General features: G+C 73.2%; 18 protein-coding genes. 10 read left to right on the forward strand and 8 right to left on the reverse strand.

What is annotated here, in order from left to right:
- Positions 1-86 precede the first annotated feature (86 nt).
- From D7147_RS23750 to D7147_RS33430, 4 genes are all read right to left on the reverse strand, one after another.
- Positions 87-590, reverse strand: a complete 504-nt coding sequence (locus D7147_RS23750) for a hypothetical protein (RefSeq protein ID WP_120681345.1) — start codon at positions 588-590, stop codon at positions 87-89.
- Between the two features lie 72 nt (positions 591-662).
- Positions 663-2294, reverse strand: a complete 1632-nt coding sequence (locus D7147_RS23755) for a RecQ family ATP-dependent DNA helicase (RefSeq protein ID WP_120681347.1) — start codon at positions 2292-2294, stop codon at positions 663-665.
- Between the two features lie 82 nt (positions 2295-2376).
- Complete coding sequence (locus D7147_RS23760) at positions 2377-3327, reverse strand: TIGR03557 family F420-dependent LLM class oxidoreductase (RefSeq protein ID WP_120681349.1); 951 nt, start codon at positions 3325-3327, stop codon at positions 2377-2379.
- A 100-nt stretch (positions 3328-3427) separates the two neighbouring features.
- Complete coding sequence (locus D7147_RS33430) at positions 3428-3553, reverse strand: hypothetical protein (protein ID WP_255510787.1); 126 nt, start codon at positions 3551-3553, stop codon at positions 3428-3430.
- A gap of 300 nt (positions 3554-3853) precedes the next feature.
- Here D7147_RS33430 and D7147_RS23765 point away from each other — a divergent pair, with 300 nt between their 5' ends.
- Positions 3854-5350, forward strand: coding sequence for a glycoside hydrolase family 3 protein (locus D7147_RS23765; RefSeq protein ID WP_120681351.1), 1497 nt, complete (start codon positions 3854-3856; stop codon positions 5348-5350).
- Between the two features lie 49 nt (positions 5351-5399).
- Here the strand turns inward: D7147_RS23765 and D7147_RS23770 are convergent, their stop codons facing one another.
- Positions 5400-5690, reverse strand: coding sequence for a GNAT family N-acetyltransferase (locus D7147_RS23770; protein WP_120681353.1), 291 nt, complete (start codon positions 5688-5690; stop codon positions 5400-5402).
- Complete coding sequence (locus D7147_RS23775; protein WP_120681355.1) at positions 5687-6913, reverse strand: cysteine desulfurase-like protein; 1227 nt, start codon at positions 6911-6913, stop codon at positions 5687-5689. The genes D7147_RS23770 and D7147_RS23775 overlap by 4 nt, the downstream gene beginning before the upstream one ends.
- Positions 6914-6976: 63 nt before the next feature.
- On the opposite strand from D7147_RS23775, the gene D7147_RS23780 reads away from it, so the two are divergent.
- From D7147_RS23780 to D7147_RS23810, 7 genes are all read left to right on the forward strand, one after another.
- The gene (locus D7147_RS23780; protein ID WP_120681357.1) at positions 6977-7345 is read left to right on the forward strand and encodes a hypothetical protein; all 369 of its coding nucleotides are present in this window, start codon (positions 6977-6979) and stop codon (positions 7343-7345) included.
- Positions 7346-7408: 63 nt separating this feature from the next.
- Positions 7409-8230 (forward strand): DUF1206 domain-containing protein, encoded by an 822-nt coding sequence (locus D7147_RS23785; protein WP_120681359.1) that lies wholly within the window; start codon positions 7409-7411, stop codon positions 8228-8230.
- Between the two features lie 73 nt (positions 8231-8303).
- Complete coding sequence (locus tag D7147_RS23790) at positions 8304-9500, forward strand: mechanosensitive ion channel family protein (RefSeq protein ID WP_120681361.1); 1197 nt, start codon at positions 8304-8306, stop codon at positions 9498-9500.
- A gap of 217 nt (positions 9501-9717) precedes the next feature.
- Positions 9718-10152: a phage holin family protein gene (locus D7147_RS23795; RefSeq protein ID WP_120681366.1), complete on the forward strand. Its 435-nt coding sequence runs from the start codon at positions 9718-9720 to the stop codon at positions 10150-10152.
- Entirely contained in the window at positions 10149-10496 is a 348-nt protein-coding gene (locus tag D7147_RS23800; RefSeq protein WP_120681367.1) for a DUF3618 domain-containing protein, read from the forward strand. The genes D7147_RS23795 and D7147_RS23800 overlap by 4 nt, the downstream gene beginning before the upstream one ends.
- Complete coding sequence (locus D7147_RS23805; RefSeq protein WP_120681368.1) at positions 10493-10765, forward strand: DUF4235 domain-containing protein; 273 nt, start codon at positions 10493-10495, stop codon at positions 10763-10765. Before D7147_RS23800 ends, D7147_RS23805 begins: the two co-directional genes overlap by 4 nt.
- Positions 10766-11056: 291 nt before the next feature.
- On the forward strand, positions 11057-11260 hold the full coding sequence (locus tag D7147_RS23810; protein WP_013732668.1) for a cold-shock protein: 204 nt from the start codon (positions 11057-11059) through the stop codon (positions 11258-11260).
- 146 nt (positions 11261-11406) lie between these two features.
- Here the strand turns inward: D7147_RS23810 and D7147_RS23815 are convergent, their stop codons facing one another.
- Entirely contained in the window at positions 11407-11604 is a 198-nt protein-coding gene (locus D7147_RS23815; protein WP_120681369.1) for a hypothetical protein, read from the reverse strand.
- A gap of 124 nt (positions 11605-11728) precedes the next feature.
- Positions 11729-12712: an aldo/keto reductase gene (locus D7147_RS23820; protein ID WP_120681370.1), complete on the reverse strand. Its 984-nt coding sequence runs from the start codon at positions 12710-12712 to the stop codon at positions 11729-11731.
- Between the two features lie 83 nt (positions 12713-12795).
- Between D7147_RS23820 and D7147_RS23825 the strand changes: the two genes are divergently transcribed.
- A complete protein-coding gene (locus D7147_RS23825) occupies positions 12796-13590 on the forward strand; it encodes a trans-aconitate 2-methyltransferase (RefSeq protein ID WP_120681371.1) in 795 nt (264 codons plus the stop codon).
- The gene (locus D7147_RS23830; RefSeq protein ID WP_120681375.1) at positions 13587-14612 is read left to right on the forward strand and encodes an adenosine deaminase; all 1026 of its coding nucleotides are present in this window, start codon (positions 13587-13589) and stop codon (positions 14610-14612) included. The genes D7147_RS23825 and D7147_RS23830 overlap by 4 nt, the downstream gene beginning before the upstream one ends.
- Positions 14613-15025 lie beyond the last annotated feature (413 nt).

Consider the following 15025-nt stretch of genomic DNA (forward strand, 5'->3'; position numbering starts at 1 on the left):
CCCGCACTCCGCAGCGGGGCAGCCGCCCGCCAGACCGGACGGCGAGGCGCGGAATCGCGCAGCAGGCGGGTCGGGAGGTCAGCGGGTCAGTCGTTCAGGACCTGGGACAGCCGGTCGCGGAAGCGGCGCTCGGAGTCGCTCACCACGTCACCGCCGAGCCCCAGCACGCCGCCGGTGGACGCCGCGCCGACCACCTGCTCGGCGATCTCCACCAGCCAGTGCTTGTACGCCCCCGCCTCGCCCTCGTCGATCCGGGCGGCCAGCAGGGCCGCGGCCTCGCCGGCCCGGCCGAGCACGTCGTCGATCATCGCCCTCGGGTCGGCGGGGGAGATGGCCGGCAGCTCCTCGCCGGCCTCCGGATCGCCCACCCGCGTCACGATCTCGCCCGCCACGGCGGCGACCAGCCGGTTGGCCGACTCGCGGCCGGCGGCGATCGTCTCCATCCCGGCCGCGTTCTCGGCCATGGTGCGGCGCGTGCCGTCGGACTCGGCGGCGCTGGCCGCGGTCAGCACCGACTGCGGCAGCCCGACCAGCAGCCCCCACTCCCCGTCGGAGAACCCGAACCCGGTGTACGCCGGCTGTTCGATCACGGCAACGCCCCTTCCGCCTCTTTCGTTGGTGCACGTATCTCGGGCGGGCGCCGACGCGACGCCCGGCTCAGGCTAGTCCAGCGTGAGGAGCTCCTGTTCGGACACCACACGCACCGACAGCGTCTTGTACCCCACCTCGTCGAAGAGAACCGTCATCCGCTCCTCCTCGTAACCGAGCACGAGCCCCGATCCCCACTCGGGGTGACGGACCTGGCTGTGCACGGGGAACGGCCCGACCGCGCCGTCGTCAGCGGTGCTGGTGCCCGCGTGGCAGTTGTCGCAGTGCCCGCAGACCTCGGTCATCTGCTCACCGAAGTACGCCAGCAGCGCCTGCCCGCGGCAGCCGGTGGTCTCCGCGAAGGCCCGCATCATGTCGGTACGGGATCGGGTGAGCGCCTGCTGCCGCTCGGCCTCGGCCAGCGCCGCCGCGGCGGCGTCCACCGGATTCGGGGCGTAGCGGGGCGCCCCGATCCGCCCCCTCGCCCGCGGCTCGGCGGCGCCGACCTGCTCCAACAGGGACAGGTACTGGCCGAGCTTGCGGGGGCCCAGCCCGGTCGGTTCGCGCAGCTCCTTGCGGCTACGGGGCTTCTCGCGCAGCAGCGCGGCCAGGTCGCGCAGCTCGGTGCGGTCGGGCAGGCCGCCGCTGAAGAACCGGCGCAGGCCGACGTCCTCGGCCCGCCAGAGCAGCAGCACCCGAGCGGGCGCCCCGTCCCGGCCGGCGCGCCCGATCTCCTGGAAGTAGCTGTCCGGCGAGTCGGGCAGCGACATGTGCACCACCCAGGCGATGTTCGGCTTGTCGATGCCCATGCCGAACGCGGACGTGGCCACCATGATCGGAACCTGGTCGGCCAGGAACGCCTCGTGCAGCTCACCGCGCGCCCCGGCCGGCATCCCGCCGTGGTAGTACCGCGCCGGGAAGCCGGTGTCGGTGAGCCGAGCGGCGAGCTCCTCGGCGGCGCGACGGGTCGGCACGTAGATGATCCCCGGCCGCCCGTCGGAGTCCAGCAGCGCGATCAGCCGCCGCCACCGGTAGTCCTCCGTCGGGCAGTGCGCGACCTCCAGGAAGAGGTTCGGCCGGTCCAGCCCGGAGACCACGATCTCCGGGTCGCGCAGCCGCAGCCGGGCGACGATGTCGTCGCGGACCGGCGGCGAGGCGGTGGCCGTCAGCGCCACGACCGGGGGCCGGCCGATCCCCTCGATCAGGTGGCCGAGCGCCAGGTAGTCGGGGCGGAAGTCGTGCCCCCACGCCGAGATGCAGTGCGCCTCGTCGATCGCCACCAGCGCCGGCCGCAGCGAGCGGACCTCGGCCATCCGGTCCGGATCGCTGAGCTGCTCCGGCGTGATGAAGAGGAACTCCGCCCGCCCCGCCCGCAGCTCCTCGATCGCGGCGGCCCGCTGGGCGGGGCTCTCGTGCGAGCTGACCCGTACCGCGCGCAGCTCGGGCCGCTGCCGCTCGTTGAGCGCGGCGATCTGGTCCTGCTGAAGCGCGAGCAGCGGCGAGACCACCACCGTCGGTCCGGGAATCAGGCTGGCCGGGATCTGGTAGATCGCCGACTTGCCGGCGCCGGTGGGGAGCACCACCAGGGCGTCCCGTCGCTTCATCACCGCCCGCATGGCGGCCAGTTGATTGGGTCGCAGCGCGGTCCAGCCGAAGAGGCTGCGCGCCGCGCGGCGCAACGTCGTCGAGTGCCGGGTGAGTTTCATCGAGGGCCGGAGGTACCCGAGCCGATCAGCGGCGAAACCGCCTCCGCCGGCCGAGGCCCGCCGGCCCGTCGACGGGCGGGGTTCAGCGGAGCCGGGGCAGGATCTCCCGCTGGTAGAGGTCGAAGAGCCCCTGGGTGTGCGGGCCGGTGTTGGCCACGTAGACCTCGTCGAAGCCGGCCTTGGCGTATTGGTCGATCATCTCCAGGTGCGCCTCGGCGCTGTCGCCGCAGACGAACGTCTCCTTCATCATCTCCGGCTTGACGAGCTGCGCGGCCTGCTCGACGTGGCGCGGTGAGGGGAGCACCTGGGACAGCTCGCCCGGTACGCCGGAGTTCGGCCAGCGCTCGTACGCGATCTGCATCCCCTCCTCCTCGCTGTCGGCGTACGCCGCCTTGAAGCCGCCCTGGCACGGCTTGTCGCCGCCCCCGCCCTCGCGGAACCTTCGCACGAGGTCGGGGTCGGGCATGGTGCTGAGGTAGCCGTCGCCGATCCGGGCGGCCAGGTCCACCGCCTTCGGGCCGAAGCCGGAGACGTAGACCGGCGGCGGGGTCTCCGGCCGGGTGTAGATCCGGGCGTGCTCGACCGTGTAGTGCTTGCCGTGGTGGTTGACGAAGTCGCCCCGCCACAGCTCGCGCAGCACCTCGATCGCCTCCTCCAGCATCTCCAGCCGCACGTCGGCCTGGGGCCAGGCGTCGCCGAGGATGTGCTCGTTGAGCGCCTCTCCGCTGCCGACGCCGAGCACGAACCGGCCGGAGTGCAGCACGGCGCTGGTCGCGGCGGCCTGGGCGAGCACCGCCGGATGGATCCGTACGGTCGGGCAGGTGACCGCGGTCGTCACCGGTAGCCGGCACACCTGGCTGAGCGCGCCGATCACCGACCAGACGAAGGGGCTCTGCCCCTGGGCGTCCACCCACGGGTGGTAGTGGTCGGAGATCCAGAGGGCCTCGAAGCCGGCCCGCTCGGCGCCGCGTGCCTGTTCGAGCAGCTCGGCCGGGCCGTACTCCTCCGTGGAGAGAAAGTATCCGATCCTCATGTGTCTCCCTCGTGCCGTCACCGGTCAAGGAGGGGGCGGTACCCCGGTGCCGGGGCGGGCAACCGTCGCCGGCCGCCGCGCTGGTGCCTGGGCGTGCTCGCTAGCGGCGGCGGAACATCGCCCGGATCGCCGCGAGCAGCAGCAGGCCGCCCACCACCACCCCGAGCAGTCGTACGCCGGGCACGTCGGCCGGGCTGGTCGCCTCGGCCAGCAGCGTGGAATCCATGCCTCGCACTCTGCCCACCGGCCCGGGCCCAGGCAACTGTAAGGTTTATTGACTATTTGTTTGCACGGTGTGACCATGGCAGCACCGCCCGGCCCGGGGCGGGCCGCCAGGCGCAGAGAACGTGGGGGTACGGGGGCCACATGAGCGAGCACAGCGAGCGAGTCATCGAGTTCAGTGCGGTTGAGTCTCGCGTCGAGGCCGACCGTAGGGAGGCGTCGGCGTGAGCGAGCGCAGCGAGCGAGTCATCGAGTTCAGTGCGGTTGAGTCTCGCGTCGAGGCCGACCGTGGGGAGGCGTCGGCGTGAGCGAGCCCACGGGCCACCTGGCCGCCCTCGCGGCCACCGTCCTGCAACCCGGCTTCGTCGGCGCCACCGCGCCGCCCTGGATCCGCCGGTGGCTGGGCGAGGGGCTCGGGTCGGTGGTGCTCTTCGCCCGCAACGTGGTCGACCACGCGCAGGTCGCCGAGCTCACCGCGGCGCTGCGCGCCGAGCGTCCCGACGTGATCGTGGCGATCGACGAGGAGGCCGGCGACGTCACCCGGATCGAGTCGGGACGGGGCAGCTCACGTCCGGGCAACTTCGCGCTCGGCGCGGTCGACGACCCGGAGCTGACCGAGGAGGTCGCCCGCGATCTGGGAGCGGACCTCGCCCGCCTCGGCGTCACCCTCGACTACGCGCCGGACGCCGACGTGAACTCCAACCCGGCCAACCCGGTGATCGGCGTACGGTCCTTCGGCGCGGACCCGGAGCTCGTGGCCCGGCACACCGCCGCCTGGATCCGCGGGCTGCAGTCCGGCGGGGTCGCCGCCTGCGCCAAGCACTTCCCCGGCCACGGCGACACCCAGATCGACTCGCACCACGACCTGCCGCTGATCGGCGGCGGGCGGGCCCGGCTGGACGCCGTCGAGCTGGCCCCGTTCCGCGCCGCGGTGGATGCCGGGGCGCAGGCGGTGATGACCGGCCACCTGCTCGTTCCGGCGCTCGACCCGGAGCTGCCGGCCACACTGAGCTCACGCATCCTCGGCGGGCTGCTCCGCGACGAGCTGGGATTCTCCGGAGTGGTGATCACCGACGCCGTCGAGATGCGGGCGGTCGCCGACCGGTACGGCTTCGCCGGCGCCGCGGTGCGGGCGCTCGCGGCGGGCGCGGACGCGATCTGTGTCGGGGGAGAGCGGGCCGGCGAAGAGGACGCCCGGGAGCTGCGGGACGCCATCGTGGCCGCCGTGATCTCCGGCGAGCTTCCGGAGGAGCGGCTCGCCGAGGCGGCCAAGCGGGTCGGTCAGCTCGCCGAGTGGACCGCCGCCGCCCGGGCGGCGCGCACCGGGGCGGACGGCCTGCCCGCCGACGCCTCGCCGGTCGGCCTGGCCGCCGCGCGGCGCGCGCTGCGGGTCACGCCGTCGAACAGTGTGGACGCCCTGCCGCTGGCCCGGGCGGCGTACGTGGTCGAGTTCGAGCCGCCCCGCAACATCGCGATCGGAGCGGAGACCCCGTGGGGCATCGGCGCCCCGCTCAGCCGGCTGCTTCCCGGCACCACCACCCACCGGTACGCCGAACCGGACGTACCGGCCGACCCGGTCGCGGGGGCCGGCGACCGGCCGGTGGTCCTGGTCGTGCGCGACCTGCACCGGCACGACTGGATGCGGGCCGGGGTGCGGCGGGCGCTGGCCGCCCGTCCGGACGCGGTCGTGATCGAGCTCGGCGTGCCCGAGCTGGTCGTCGGCGCGGTCCACGTCGCCACGCACGGGGCGACCCGGGCTGCCGGGCTGGCCGCCGCGGAGCTGCTGACCGGCGCGCGCTGAGCCGTCCGCGGCGACCTCCGTCGGGGCGGACGAGCCCCGCCCCGACGGATCACGGCGCCTCGGTCACCAGGCCGGCGTACTCGGGGTGGCGGTTGATGAAGGCGGCCACGAACGGGCACTCGGGCACCACCCGGCCGCCCCGGGCGCGCACATGGTCCAGCGCCCGGCGGACCAGCTCCGACCCGACGCCCTTCTCCTGGTACCGGGGATCCACCTCGGTACGCGTGAAGACCACCAGCTCGCCCTGGGGCTGGGCGTACTCGGCGAAGCCGGCCAGCGCGTCGTCGACGAGGATCTCGAACCGGCGCTTGGCCGGATTGTCCTTGACCAGGCTGCTCACCCGGCCATTGTCCTCCCGGCGGCGGCCAGCCGGTCGAGTTCGCCGAGCAGGCGGTCCACCTCGTCGGCCGTGTTGTAGTGGTAGATGCTGGCCCGGACGGCGCCGCCGCTGTCGCGCAGACCCATCGTGGTGAAGTACTCGTAGGCGTAGTAGTCGCCGGCCGAGAGGCAGAGGCCCAGCTCGCCCAGCGCGGCCTGCGTCTGCGCCGGGGACATCCCGGCGACCCGGAAGGAGACCGTGGGCCAGCGCCGCGCCGGCGCGCCGTAGACGGTGATGCCGTCCAGCCCGGCGAGCCCGGTGAGCAGCCGGTCCAGCAGCGCCTCCTCGTGCGCCTGGGCGGCGGTCAGCCCCGCCCGGAGCCGGGCCCGCCGGTCACCGGTGGCCGCCGGGTCCAGCCCGGCGAGGTGGTCGACGGCGGCGGCGACCCCGGCGAGCAGCGGGAAGCTGGGGGTGCCGTACTCGAAGCGCTCGGGCACCGCGTCCGAGGAGGGGATCAGTTTCGCGGGGCGCAGCGTGGACCACCACTGCGGGTCGCCCACCATCGCCGCGAGGTGCGGCCCGGACCACTTGTACGCGCTGGTGACCAGCACGTCCGCGCCGAGCGTGGCCAGGTCGGTCGGCGCGTGCGGCACGGCGTGCACCCCGTCCACGCAGACCAGCGCGCCGGCCGCGTGCGCGATCTTGGCGATCGCCGGCACGTCCGGCGCGGTGCCGATCGCGTTGCTGCCGGCGGTCACCGCGACCAGCCGAGTGCGCTCGTTCACCAGGTCGGCGTACTGGTCGACGGGCAGGTCGCCGGTCTCCCGGTCGAACTCCGCCCACCGTACGGTCGCGCCGGCCGCCTCGGCGGCCTGCACCCAGGGGCGCACGTTCGCGTCGTGGTCGAGCCGGCAGAGCACCACCTCGTCGCCGGGGCGCCAGCCGGCGCCGAGGGTACGGGCCAGGGTGTAGAGCAGCGCCGTCGAGCTCGGCCCGAACACCACCCCGGCCGGGTCGCCGCCGACCAGGTCGGCCACCGCCGAGCGGGCGGCGGCCACCAGCTCCAGCGCGCGCTGCCCGGGGCGGAACGCGCTGCTGCGGTTGCTGACCGCGCTGCGCATCGCCCCGGCGACCGCGTCGATCACCGGCGTGGCGGTCTGGGAGCCCCCGGCACCGTCGAAGTGGATGAAGCCCTCGGCCAGGGCGGGATAGGCGGCACGAACCCGGGTGACGTCGAACGGCATGTCGCCGACCCTAACGCGCGTCGCCGCCGGGCAGCCTGGCGGGCGTCTCGTACCCTCGGCGAGGTGACGAACCGACCTGGTAACACCTCGCTGACCCTCGCCCGTCGTGCCGCCGCCTCGCTGGCCGGCCTGGCGCTCGGCGTCGCCCTGCTGGCCGGTTGCAGCTCAGAGGGGACCGACACCGACTGCAGCATCGCCGGCTCCTGCACGATCACCTTCCAGCGCGGCGTAGAGGCGAGCGCCAACATCCTCGGCGTGGAGGCCAAGCTGGTCGGCGCCGAGGGCGAGCAGGTGACCGTCGAGGTCGCCGGTGAGCAGGTCACGCTGCTCACCGGCCAGCAGGCGACCGAGGTGGCCGGATTGTCGGTCACGCTGGACAGCGTCACCGACCAGGAGGTCAAGATCCGGGTCTCGCAGGGCGGCGGTAGCTGATCCGGCACCGGGCGGCGGCGGCCGGGGGTTTGGGGATCTTCCCCGGTGGTGATTGTGGCATCCATGCCTCTCACCCACACCGCCGAAGCCACCGCCGCCCGCACGGCGAACAGCCGGTGGCTGGAACTACTCACCCGGGTCGGCTTCGTCGGCTACGGGATCGTGCACCTGCTCTTCGCCTGGCTGGCGCTGCAGATCGCGTTCGGTAGGTCCGCCGACGACGGCGACCAGTCCGGTGCGCTGCGCACCCTCGCCGCCCAGCCGCTCGGCAAGGTGCTGGTCGTCGCGACCGGCGTCGGTCTGCTCGCGATGGCGATCTGGCAGGCGCTGGAGGCGGCCACCGGCCACCGGGCCGAACGTGGCCGGGAGCGCACCTGGGAACGGGTCGCCTCGCTCGGGCGCACCCTGGTCTACCTGTACTTCGCCTGGACCGCGTTCAAGGTCTTCTCCGACGCCGGGTCCAACAGCGCCGACCAGCAGGAGGCGCTCACCGGCCGGGCCATGGAGTCCCCGGGTGGCCGCTGGCTGGTCGGCCTCGCCGGGCTGGTGCTCGCCGCGATCGGCGTCGGCCTGGTCGTCTACGGGTTGGCCAAGCGCTTCGAGAAGCACCTCAAGGTCGCCGCGATGAGCGGGCGCACCCGGATGCTCGCCCGCCGGCTCGGCGTCGCCGGATACACGGCCAAGGGAGTGGCGTACGGCATCGCCGGGCTGCTGGTGATCGTGGCCGCGGTGCGGTACGACCCGGAGAAGGCGCGCGGCCTGGACGCCGCGCTGCACACCCTGCGCGAGCAGTCGTACGGCTCCCTGCTGCTGACCCTGGTCGCGCTCGGCATCGCGGCCTTCGGGATCTACTGCTTCCTCCAGTCCCGCTACCGCCGCGTCTGACCCGGCCACAGCGTGCCGGAACCCCGGTCGGGCTCCGGATAGGCGAACGTGACCGGATCAGAGGAGTGAGTCCGTGCAGAACTATCTCGAGATGATCGTCGCTGTGCTCGCCGCAGCGGCGATCGCCCTCTTCGTGGCCGCGGTGGTGCACCGGGTGAACCGTCGGCTCGGCCGCCGGTCGCGGCTGATGACCGAGCTCACCGATCATGCCCACCGCCCGTTCCAGGTGGCCGCGACCGTCCTGGCGATCCAGTTCGCGGTCCGGTTCAGCACCGGCTACGCGGTCGGCACGCCCTGGCGGCGGACCCTGCTGCACTTCCTGGTGCTCGCGGTCATCGCCAGCGTCGCGTGGCTGGTGGCCGCGCTGCTGGTGGTGGTGGAGGACACCGCGCTGGCGCGGTTCCGGGTCGACGTGCCGGACAACCGGCACGCCCGCCGGGTACGGACCCAGGTGGTGATGCTGCGCCGGCTGACCATCGCGGTGATCGTGATCCTGACCCTCGGCGTGATGCTGATGACCTTCCCCAGCGTGCGGGGGCTGGGCGCCGGCGTGCTGACCAGCGCCGGGGTGGCCGGTGTGGTGGCGGCGCTGGCCGCGCAGAGCCTGCTCGGCAACGTCTTCGCCGGGCTCCAGCTCGCCTTCAGCGACGCGGTACGCCTCGACGACGTGGTGGTCGTCGAGGGGGAGTGGGGCCGCATCGAGGAGCTGACCCTCAGCTACGTGGTCGTGCAGATCTGGGACGATCGTCGGCTCATCCTGCCGACGTCGTACTTCACCAGCACGCCGTTCCAGAACTGGACCCGGACCGAGGCGGCGGTGCTCGGCACGGCCGAGTTCGATGTGGACTGGGCGGTTCCGGTGCAGGCGATGCGGGAGGAGCTGCGCCGGCTGGTGGAGAGCACCGAGCTGTGGGACGGGCGGGTCTGCGTACTGCAGGTGACCGACGCGACGGGCGGCACCGTGCGGATCCGTGCGCTGGTCAGCGCCGCGGACGCGGGAAGTCTCTGGGACCTGCGCTGCCTGGTCCGCGAGCACCTGGTCGGCTGGGTGCGCGACCAGCGTCCGACGGCGATGCCCCGGCTCCGTACCGAGCTCGGCGACGCCCGCAGTGACCTGCCCTGGCAGTGGGTACAGCCGCGCCGCCCCGCGCGCCGGCCGACCGACGGTGAGGTGCCCGACGACGCGCGGCTCTTCGGCGGCAGCGACGACGGCGACGCCCGCAGCGAGGCCTTCGTCGGCCCGGACGAGCCGGTCGAGGCGCGTCGCTGACCGGTCGGACGCGTCGGTCACGTTTCCTCCCGGCCGGTGTGAGCGTTCTCCGTGTCGGAGAGGTCGGCGACGCGAGGGCCGGCCCCGTCCGGGAGGTTTGACCCGGCTGCTACCGGGGACCTGCTGCCGGACGTCTCTTTGCGTCAGGGCGACCCGCACAGGATTGGCGAACGGTGACTCCGGGCATACAGCGCGGTGATGACGAAAGGAGGACAGCATGGCTGACCTGGCGGACGCCCGCACATCCCGCAACGGGAGCGAGCCCTCCACCGCCGAGCTGGTGCAGCGGGCCACCGAGCAGCTTTCCCGTCTCGTGCGGGACGAGCTGGCACTGGCCCGGGTGGAGTTGACCAAGAAGGGCAAGCACGCCGGCATCGGCATCGGCCTCTTCGGCGGGGGCGGAGCGCTGGCGTTCTACGGCCTCGGCGTGCTCGTGATCACCGCGGTGCTGCTGCTGGACCTGGTGCTACCGGCGTGGGCCGCCGCACTGATCATCGGGGTCGGCCTCCTCCTGCTCGCCGGAATCCTCGCGATCGTGGGCAAGCAGCAGGTCAGCCGGGCCGTCCCGCCGGTGCCGGCGGTGACCGTCCGCAGCGTACGGGCGGATATGGACGTCCTCGCCGCGGCGGTGAAGGACAGGAGACGCTCATGATGGGCAACGGTCACGGGCCGCTCGACACCGAGGCGCTGCGGGAGGAGATCCGGCGGACCCGGGTCGAGCTGGGCGAGACGATGGAGGCGCTCGCCGCGAAGGCCGACGTCAAGGCCCGGCTGAAGGAGTCCGCCGGTCAGGCGCGGCAGCGGATGCGGGCGCAGGCCGCGTCGACCATGCACCGGATGCGCGGGCAGGCGACGCAGCGGGTCGGTGAGGCCCGCACGCAGGCGTACCGCAGGGGCGACTTGGCCCGGCGCAACCCGGCTCCGCTGGCCGTGGTCGCGGTCGGCGCGGTCGCCGCCGTGGTCGTGCTGCTGATCGTTCAAGGGAGGCGCAGGTGAGCAAGGCCATCGGCAGGGTCGCCTACAAACCGGTCGGAGTGCTGCTCGGGATCGCCGCCGGCACGGTCGCCGGTGCGGTCTTCCGGCAGATCTGGAAGCTCACGGCCGGCGACGGGGAGGCGCCCGACGCCACCGACGAGGACCGGGGCTGGGGTGAGATCCTCGCGGCCGCCGCCTTGCAGGGCGCCATCTTCGCGGTCGTCCGGGCGGCGGTGGACCGGGGCGGCGCGGTGGGCGTACGACGCCTCACCGGGCGTTGGCCCGAATGATCCACATCTTCGTGTTCGGCCCCCTTCCACATCGACACGGAAGGGGGCCTTTCGCATGGCGGTAAGGGCCCACCCAGCGGATCTTCGACAACCGTCAGGTCACATGTCGGAGAATTTCGTCGTCTAGACTGTGCAGAGTTTTTGCGTACGTGGTTTGCTGTCCCCGCTGTTGCGAGATGGCGTGGGTTGAGAGAAGTCTCCTTCACCGGGGGCCGCCTCAGGCGCCGCTGCTCGAAAACGGCCAATCGGCCGCACGGCGTGCTCGGCCACCGGTTTTAGAAGGAGATACACATGGCGCAGGGAACCGTGAAGTGGTTCAACGCTGACAAGGGCTTCGGCTTCATCACCGTCGACGGCGGGGGTGCTGACGTGTTCGTCCACTTCTCGGCCATCCAGAGCAGCGGTTACCGCACTCTGGAGGAGAACCAGCGGGTGGAGTTCGAGATCGCCCAGGGTCAGAAGGGCCCGCAGGCTGAGCAGGTCCGCCCCCTCTGACGGCGTTGACCGGCGACTGACCGGTCAGCGGTCCGATCCGCTCGCGGATCAACAGTGAGACCCCGCGTCCCGCCCGGGACGTGGGGTCTTCCGTTTCCACACTGCATCCGCCGGGGCCGGCCGGGTGGGTGAGCGCGGCGGTCGGGTCAGGAGCGTCGGCGGCGGTTACGCAGGCCGACCCAGATCCCCGCGAGGCCGGCCAGCGCCACCACCGGGCCGACCACCACCCAGATCCGCTCGCCCGTCATCACGCTGCCCTCCACGTAGCCCAGTCCCTGGACCGTCCAGACAGCACCGATCACCACCGCCAAGAGGCCGAGGGTGAGCAGGAACCAGCCCCTCATCGGGCACCCCCTTTCCGGTGTCGCGGCCCCACCGGCCGCTGGTGGGCCTCGCCGGCGATCCGCCGGCGGCCGGGTCCAGCATCCCCGGCCGGAGCGGCCGGGGCGAGGACCCGGCGGGGGCGGGTCACCACCGGTCGTGGACCTGCGGGCGGATCAACTCGTCGTAGACGTCCCGGACGCCGCCCAGCTGCTCGGCCGAGAGCGGCGGCAGCGCGGCCGCCTCGACGTTGCGCCGGGCCTGCTCGGTGTTGCGGGCGCCGGGAATGACCACGGTGACCCCGGGCTGGTCCAGCACCCAGCGCAGCGCGAACTGGGCCATGCTGCTTCCCTGGCCGACCAGCGGTGCGAGCCGGCGCACCGCCGAAAGCCCCAGCTCGAAGTCGACGCCGGAGAACGTCTCGCCGACGTCGAAGGCCTCGCCGTGCCGGTTGAAGTTGCGGTGGTCGTCCGGGCTGAAGGTGGTGTGCTCGTCGTACCGGCCGGAGAGCAGGCCGCTGGCGAGCGGAACGCGGGCGATGATGCCGACTCCGGCGGCGGCCGCGGCGGGCAGCACCCGTTCGAGGGGCTTGTGGCGCAGCGCGTTGAGGATGATCTGGACGCTCGCCACGCCGGGTCGGGCGATCGCGGTGAGTGCCTGGTCGCAGGTCTCCACGCTCACCCCGTACGCGCCGATGGCACCCTCGGCGACCAGCGTGTCCAGGGCGTCGAAGACCGCGTCGTCGGCGAAGACGGCGGTGGGCGGGCAGTGCAGCTGGACGAGGTCCAGAGTGTCCATGCCGAGGTTGGCGCGGGAGCGGTCGGTCCACTCGCGGAAGTGCGCCATCGTGTAGGCCTCCGGCCGCTGCTCGACCCGGCGGCCCATCTTCGTGGCCACGGTCAGCCCGGCGTCGGGACGGGAACGCAGGAAGCGGCCGATGAGCTGCTCGCTGCGGCCGTCGCCGTAGACGTCCGCGGTGTCCAGGAAGGTGACACCGTTGTCGACCGCGGCGGCCAGGATCGCCGTCGCGTCGTCCTCGGTGACGGTGCCCCAGTCGGCGCCGAGCTGCCAGGCTCCGAGGCCGACGACGCCGACGGTCCGTCCGAGTCGGGAAAAGGTGCGCTGCTCCATGTCGTCGAGCCTAGTGAGCGGCTTGCCGGGGCGAGCACCGGCCCGTACGGTTAACAAGACGGACGTACGGTTTGGGAGGCGTCATGTGGGATCCGACGACGTATCTACGTTACGGCGACGAGCGGTCCCGGCCGTTCCACGACCTGATCGCCCGGATCTCGGCGCGAGCGCCCCGTGCGGTGGTCGACCTCGGCTGCGGCCCCGGCCAGCTCACCGCCGTCCTGGCCGAGCGCTGGCCCGGAAGCCGGGTGGTCGGGCTGGACTCGTCGCCGGAGATGATCGAGCGGGCGGCGGAGCTGGGCGTCCCCGTCGAGTTCGGTGTCGGCGACGTACGCGACTGGCGGCCCACTGCCGAGGTCGACGTGGTGGTCACCAACGCGCTGCTCCAGTGGGTGCCCGGGCACCAGGAACTGCTCCGGCGGTGGGCGCGGCAGCTGCCGTCCGGCGCCTGGCTGGCGGCACAGGTGCCGGGGAACTTCGACGCCCCGTCGCACCGGGCGCTGCGTGCGGTGGCCGCCGCCGCGCCCTGGCGGGGTGAGCTGCTGCCGCTGCTGCGGGAGGCCCCGGTCGACGACGCCGCCGACTACGCTGCGCTGCTGGCCGACGCGGGCTGCGCGGTGGACGCCTGGGAAACTACCTACGTGCACCTGCTCCCGGCCCGCGCCGACGCCGCGCATCCGGTGCTCTCCTGGATGGAGGGCACGGCGCTGCGCCCGGTCCGCGCGGCTCTCGCCCCGGACCGGTGGGCCGACTTCCGCGCCGAGCTGGAGGTACGCCTCGCGGAGGCGTACCCGGTCCGCCAAGGTCAGGTGTACTTCCCGTTCCGCCGCGTCTTCGTCGTCGCCCGTACCGGCGGCCGTGCCGAGGAGAACCTGTGACCGACCTTTCCACCTTCATCGCCGGGCTGCCCAAGGTGGAGCTGCACGTGCACCACGTGGGCTCCGCCTCACCCCGGATCGTCGCCGAGCTCGCCGCCCGGCACGAGGGGCGCAGCCCGGTGCCGGCCGACCCGGCGAAACTGGTCGACTACTTCGCGTTCCGCGACTTCGCCCACTTCATCGAGGTCTACCTCAGCGTCGTGGACCTGATCCGTGACCCGGAGGACGTCTGGATCCTCACCCACGAGGTGGCCCGGGAGTTGGCCCGCCAGCAGGTCCGGTACGCCGAGCTGACCATCACGCCCTACTCGCACGTGCGGCGGGGCATCCCCGCCCCGGCTTTCTGCGAGGCGATCGAGGACGCCCGCAAGCGGGCCGCGGCCGACTTCGGCATCGAGCTGCGCTGGTGCTTCGACATTCCGGGCGAGGCCGGCCTGGCGGCGGCCGAGGAGACGCTGCGCATCGCGCTGGAGGAGCGCCCGGACGGGCTGATCAGCTTCGGGCTGGGCGGGCCGGAGATCGGCGTCCCCCGGCCGCAGTTCAAGCCGTACTTCGACCAGGCCCGCGCGGCCGGGCTGCGCTCGGTGCCGCACGCCGGGGAGACCACCGGCCCGCAGACGATCTGGGACGCGCTGCGTGATCTCGGCGCGGAGCGGATCGGGCACGGCATCGCCGCCGCGCAGGACCCGGAACTCATGGAGTACCTGGCCGAGCACCGCATCGCCCTGGAGGTCTGCCCCACCTCCAACGTGCGTACCCGTGCGGTGGCCAACCTCGACGAGCACCCGCTGCCGCGACTCGTCGAGGCGGGGCTGCTGGTCACGATCAACTCCGACGATCCGCCGATGTTCGGCACCACCCTCGACGACGAGTACGCCGTGGCGGCCCGGCTGCTGGGCGTCGGGGCGGACGGGGTCGCGGGGCTGGCCCGGGACGCGGTGGCCGCCTCGTTCCTGGAACCGGCCGAGAAGCAGCGGATCGTCGGCGAGATCGACGCGTACCTGGCGGTCGCCGGGCGCTGACTCCGGCTCGCGGTGGCGGTTCGTACGAAGGGCGCGCGGCGGGAGCAGGTGTGGGGGGACCGTATCTCCCGCCGCGCGCACGGCTCCACCGGAGGAGTGGGTGCGCGGCTGCGCCCCCCGGTGGAGCTGATGGGTTCGTACGAAGATCCTGTCAGGCGCCGGCGGGGCCGGGGCCACCGTTAAGTCGGATCTAAGGAAGACTTGCGCAACCGCACAGCCGGCCCCGCCCCGGGCCGCCGCGCACGGTGGCGAGCGGAGCCGACCGCCTCCCGGTCGGAGATGCCATCGGGCGGGCGAACGGGCCCGGGGGTGGATGTCTTGGCCGGCTCCTTTGGAGCTGAGCCGTCGACGTCATCGCGCCGCTCTGCTGGTCTGTCGGGCTGTCGCTTCGCCGGGCCGTCGTTGGCCCGCCA

Source organism: Micromonospora musae (assembly GCF_003626545.1).
Classification (GTDB): domain Bacteria; phylum Actinomycetota; class Actinomycetes; order Mycobacteriales; family Micromonosporaceae; genus Micromonospora; species Micromonospora musae.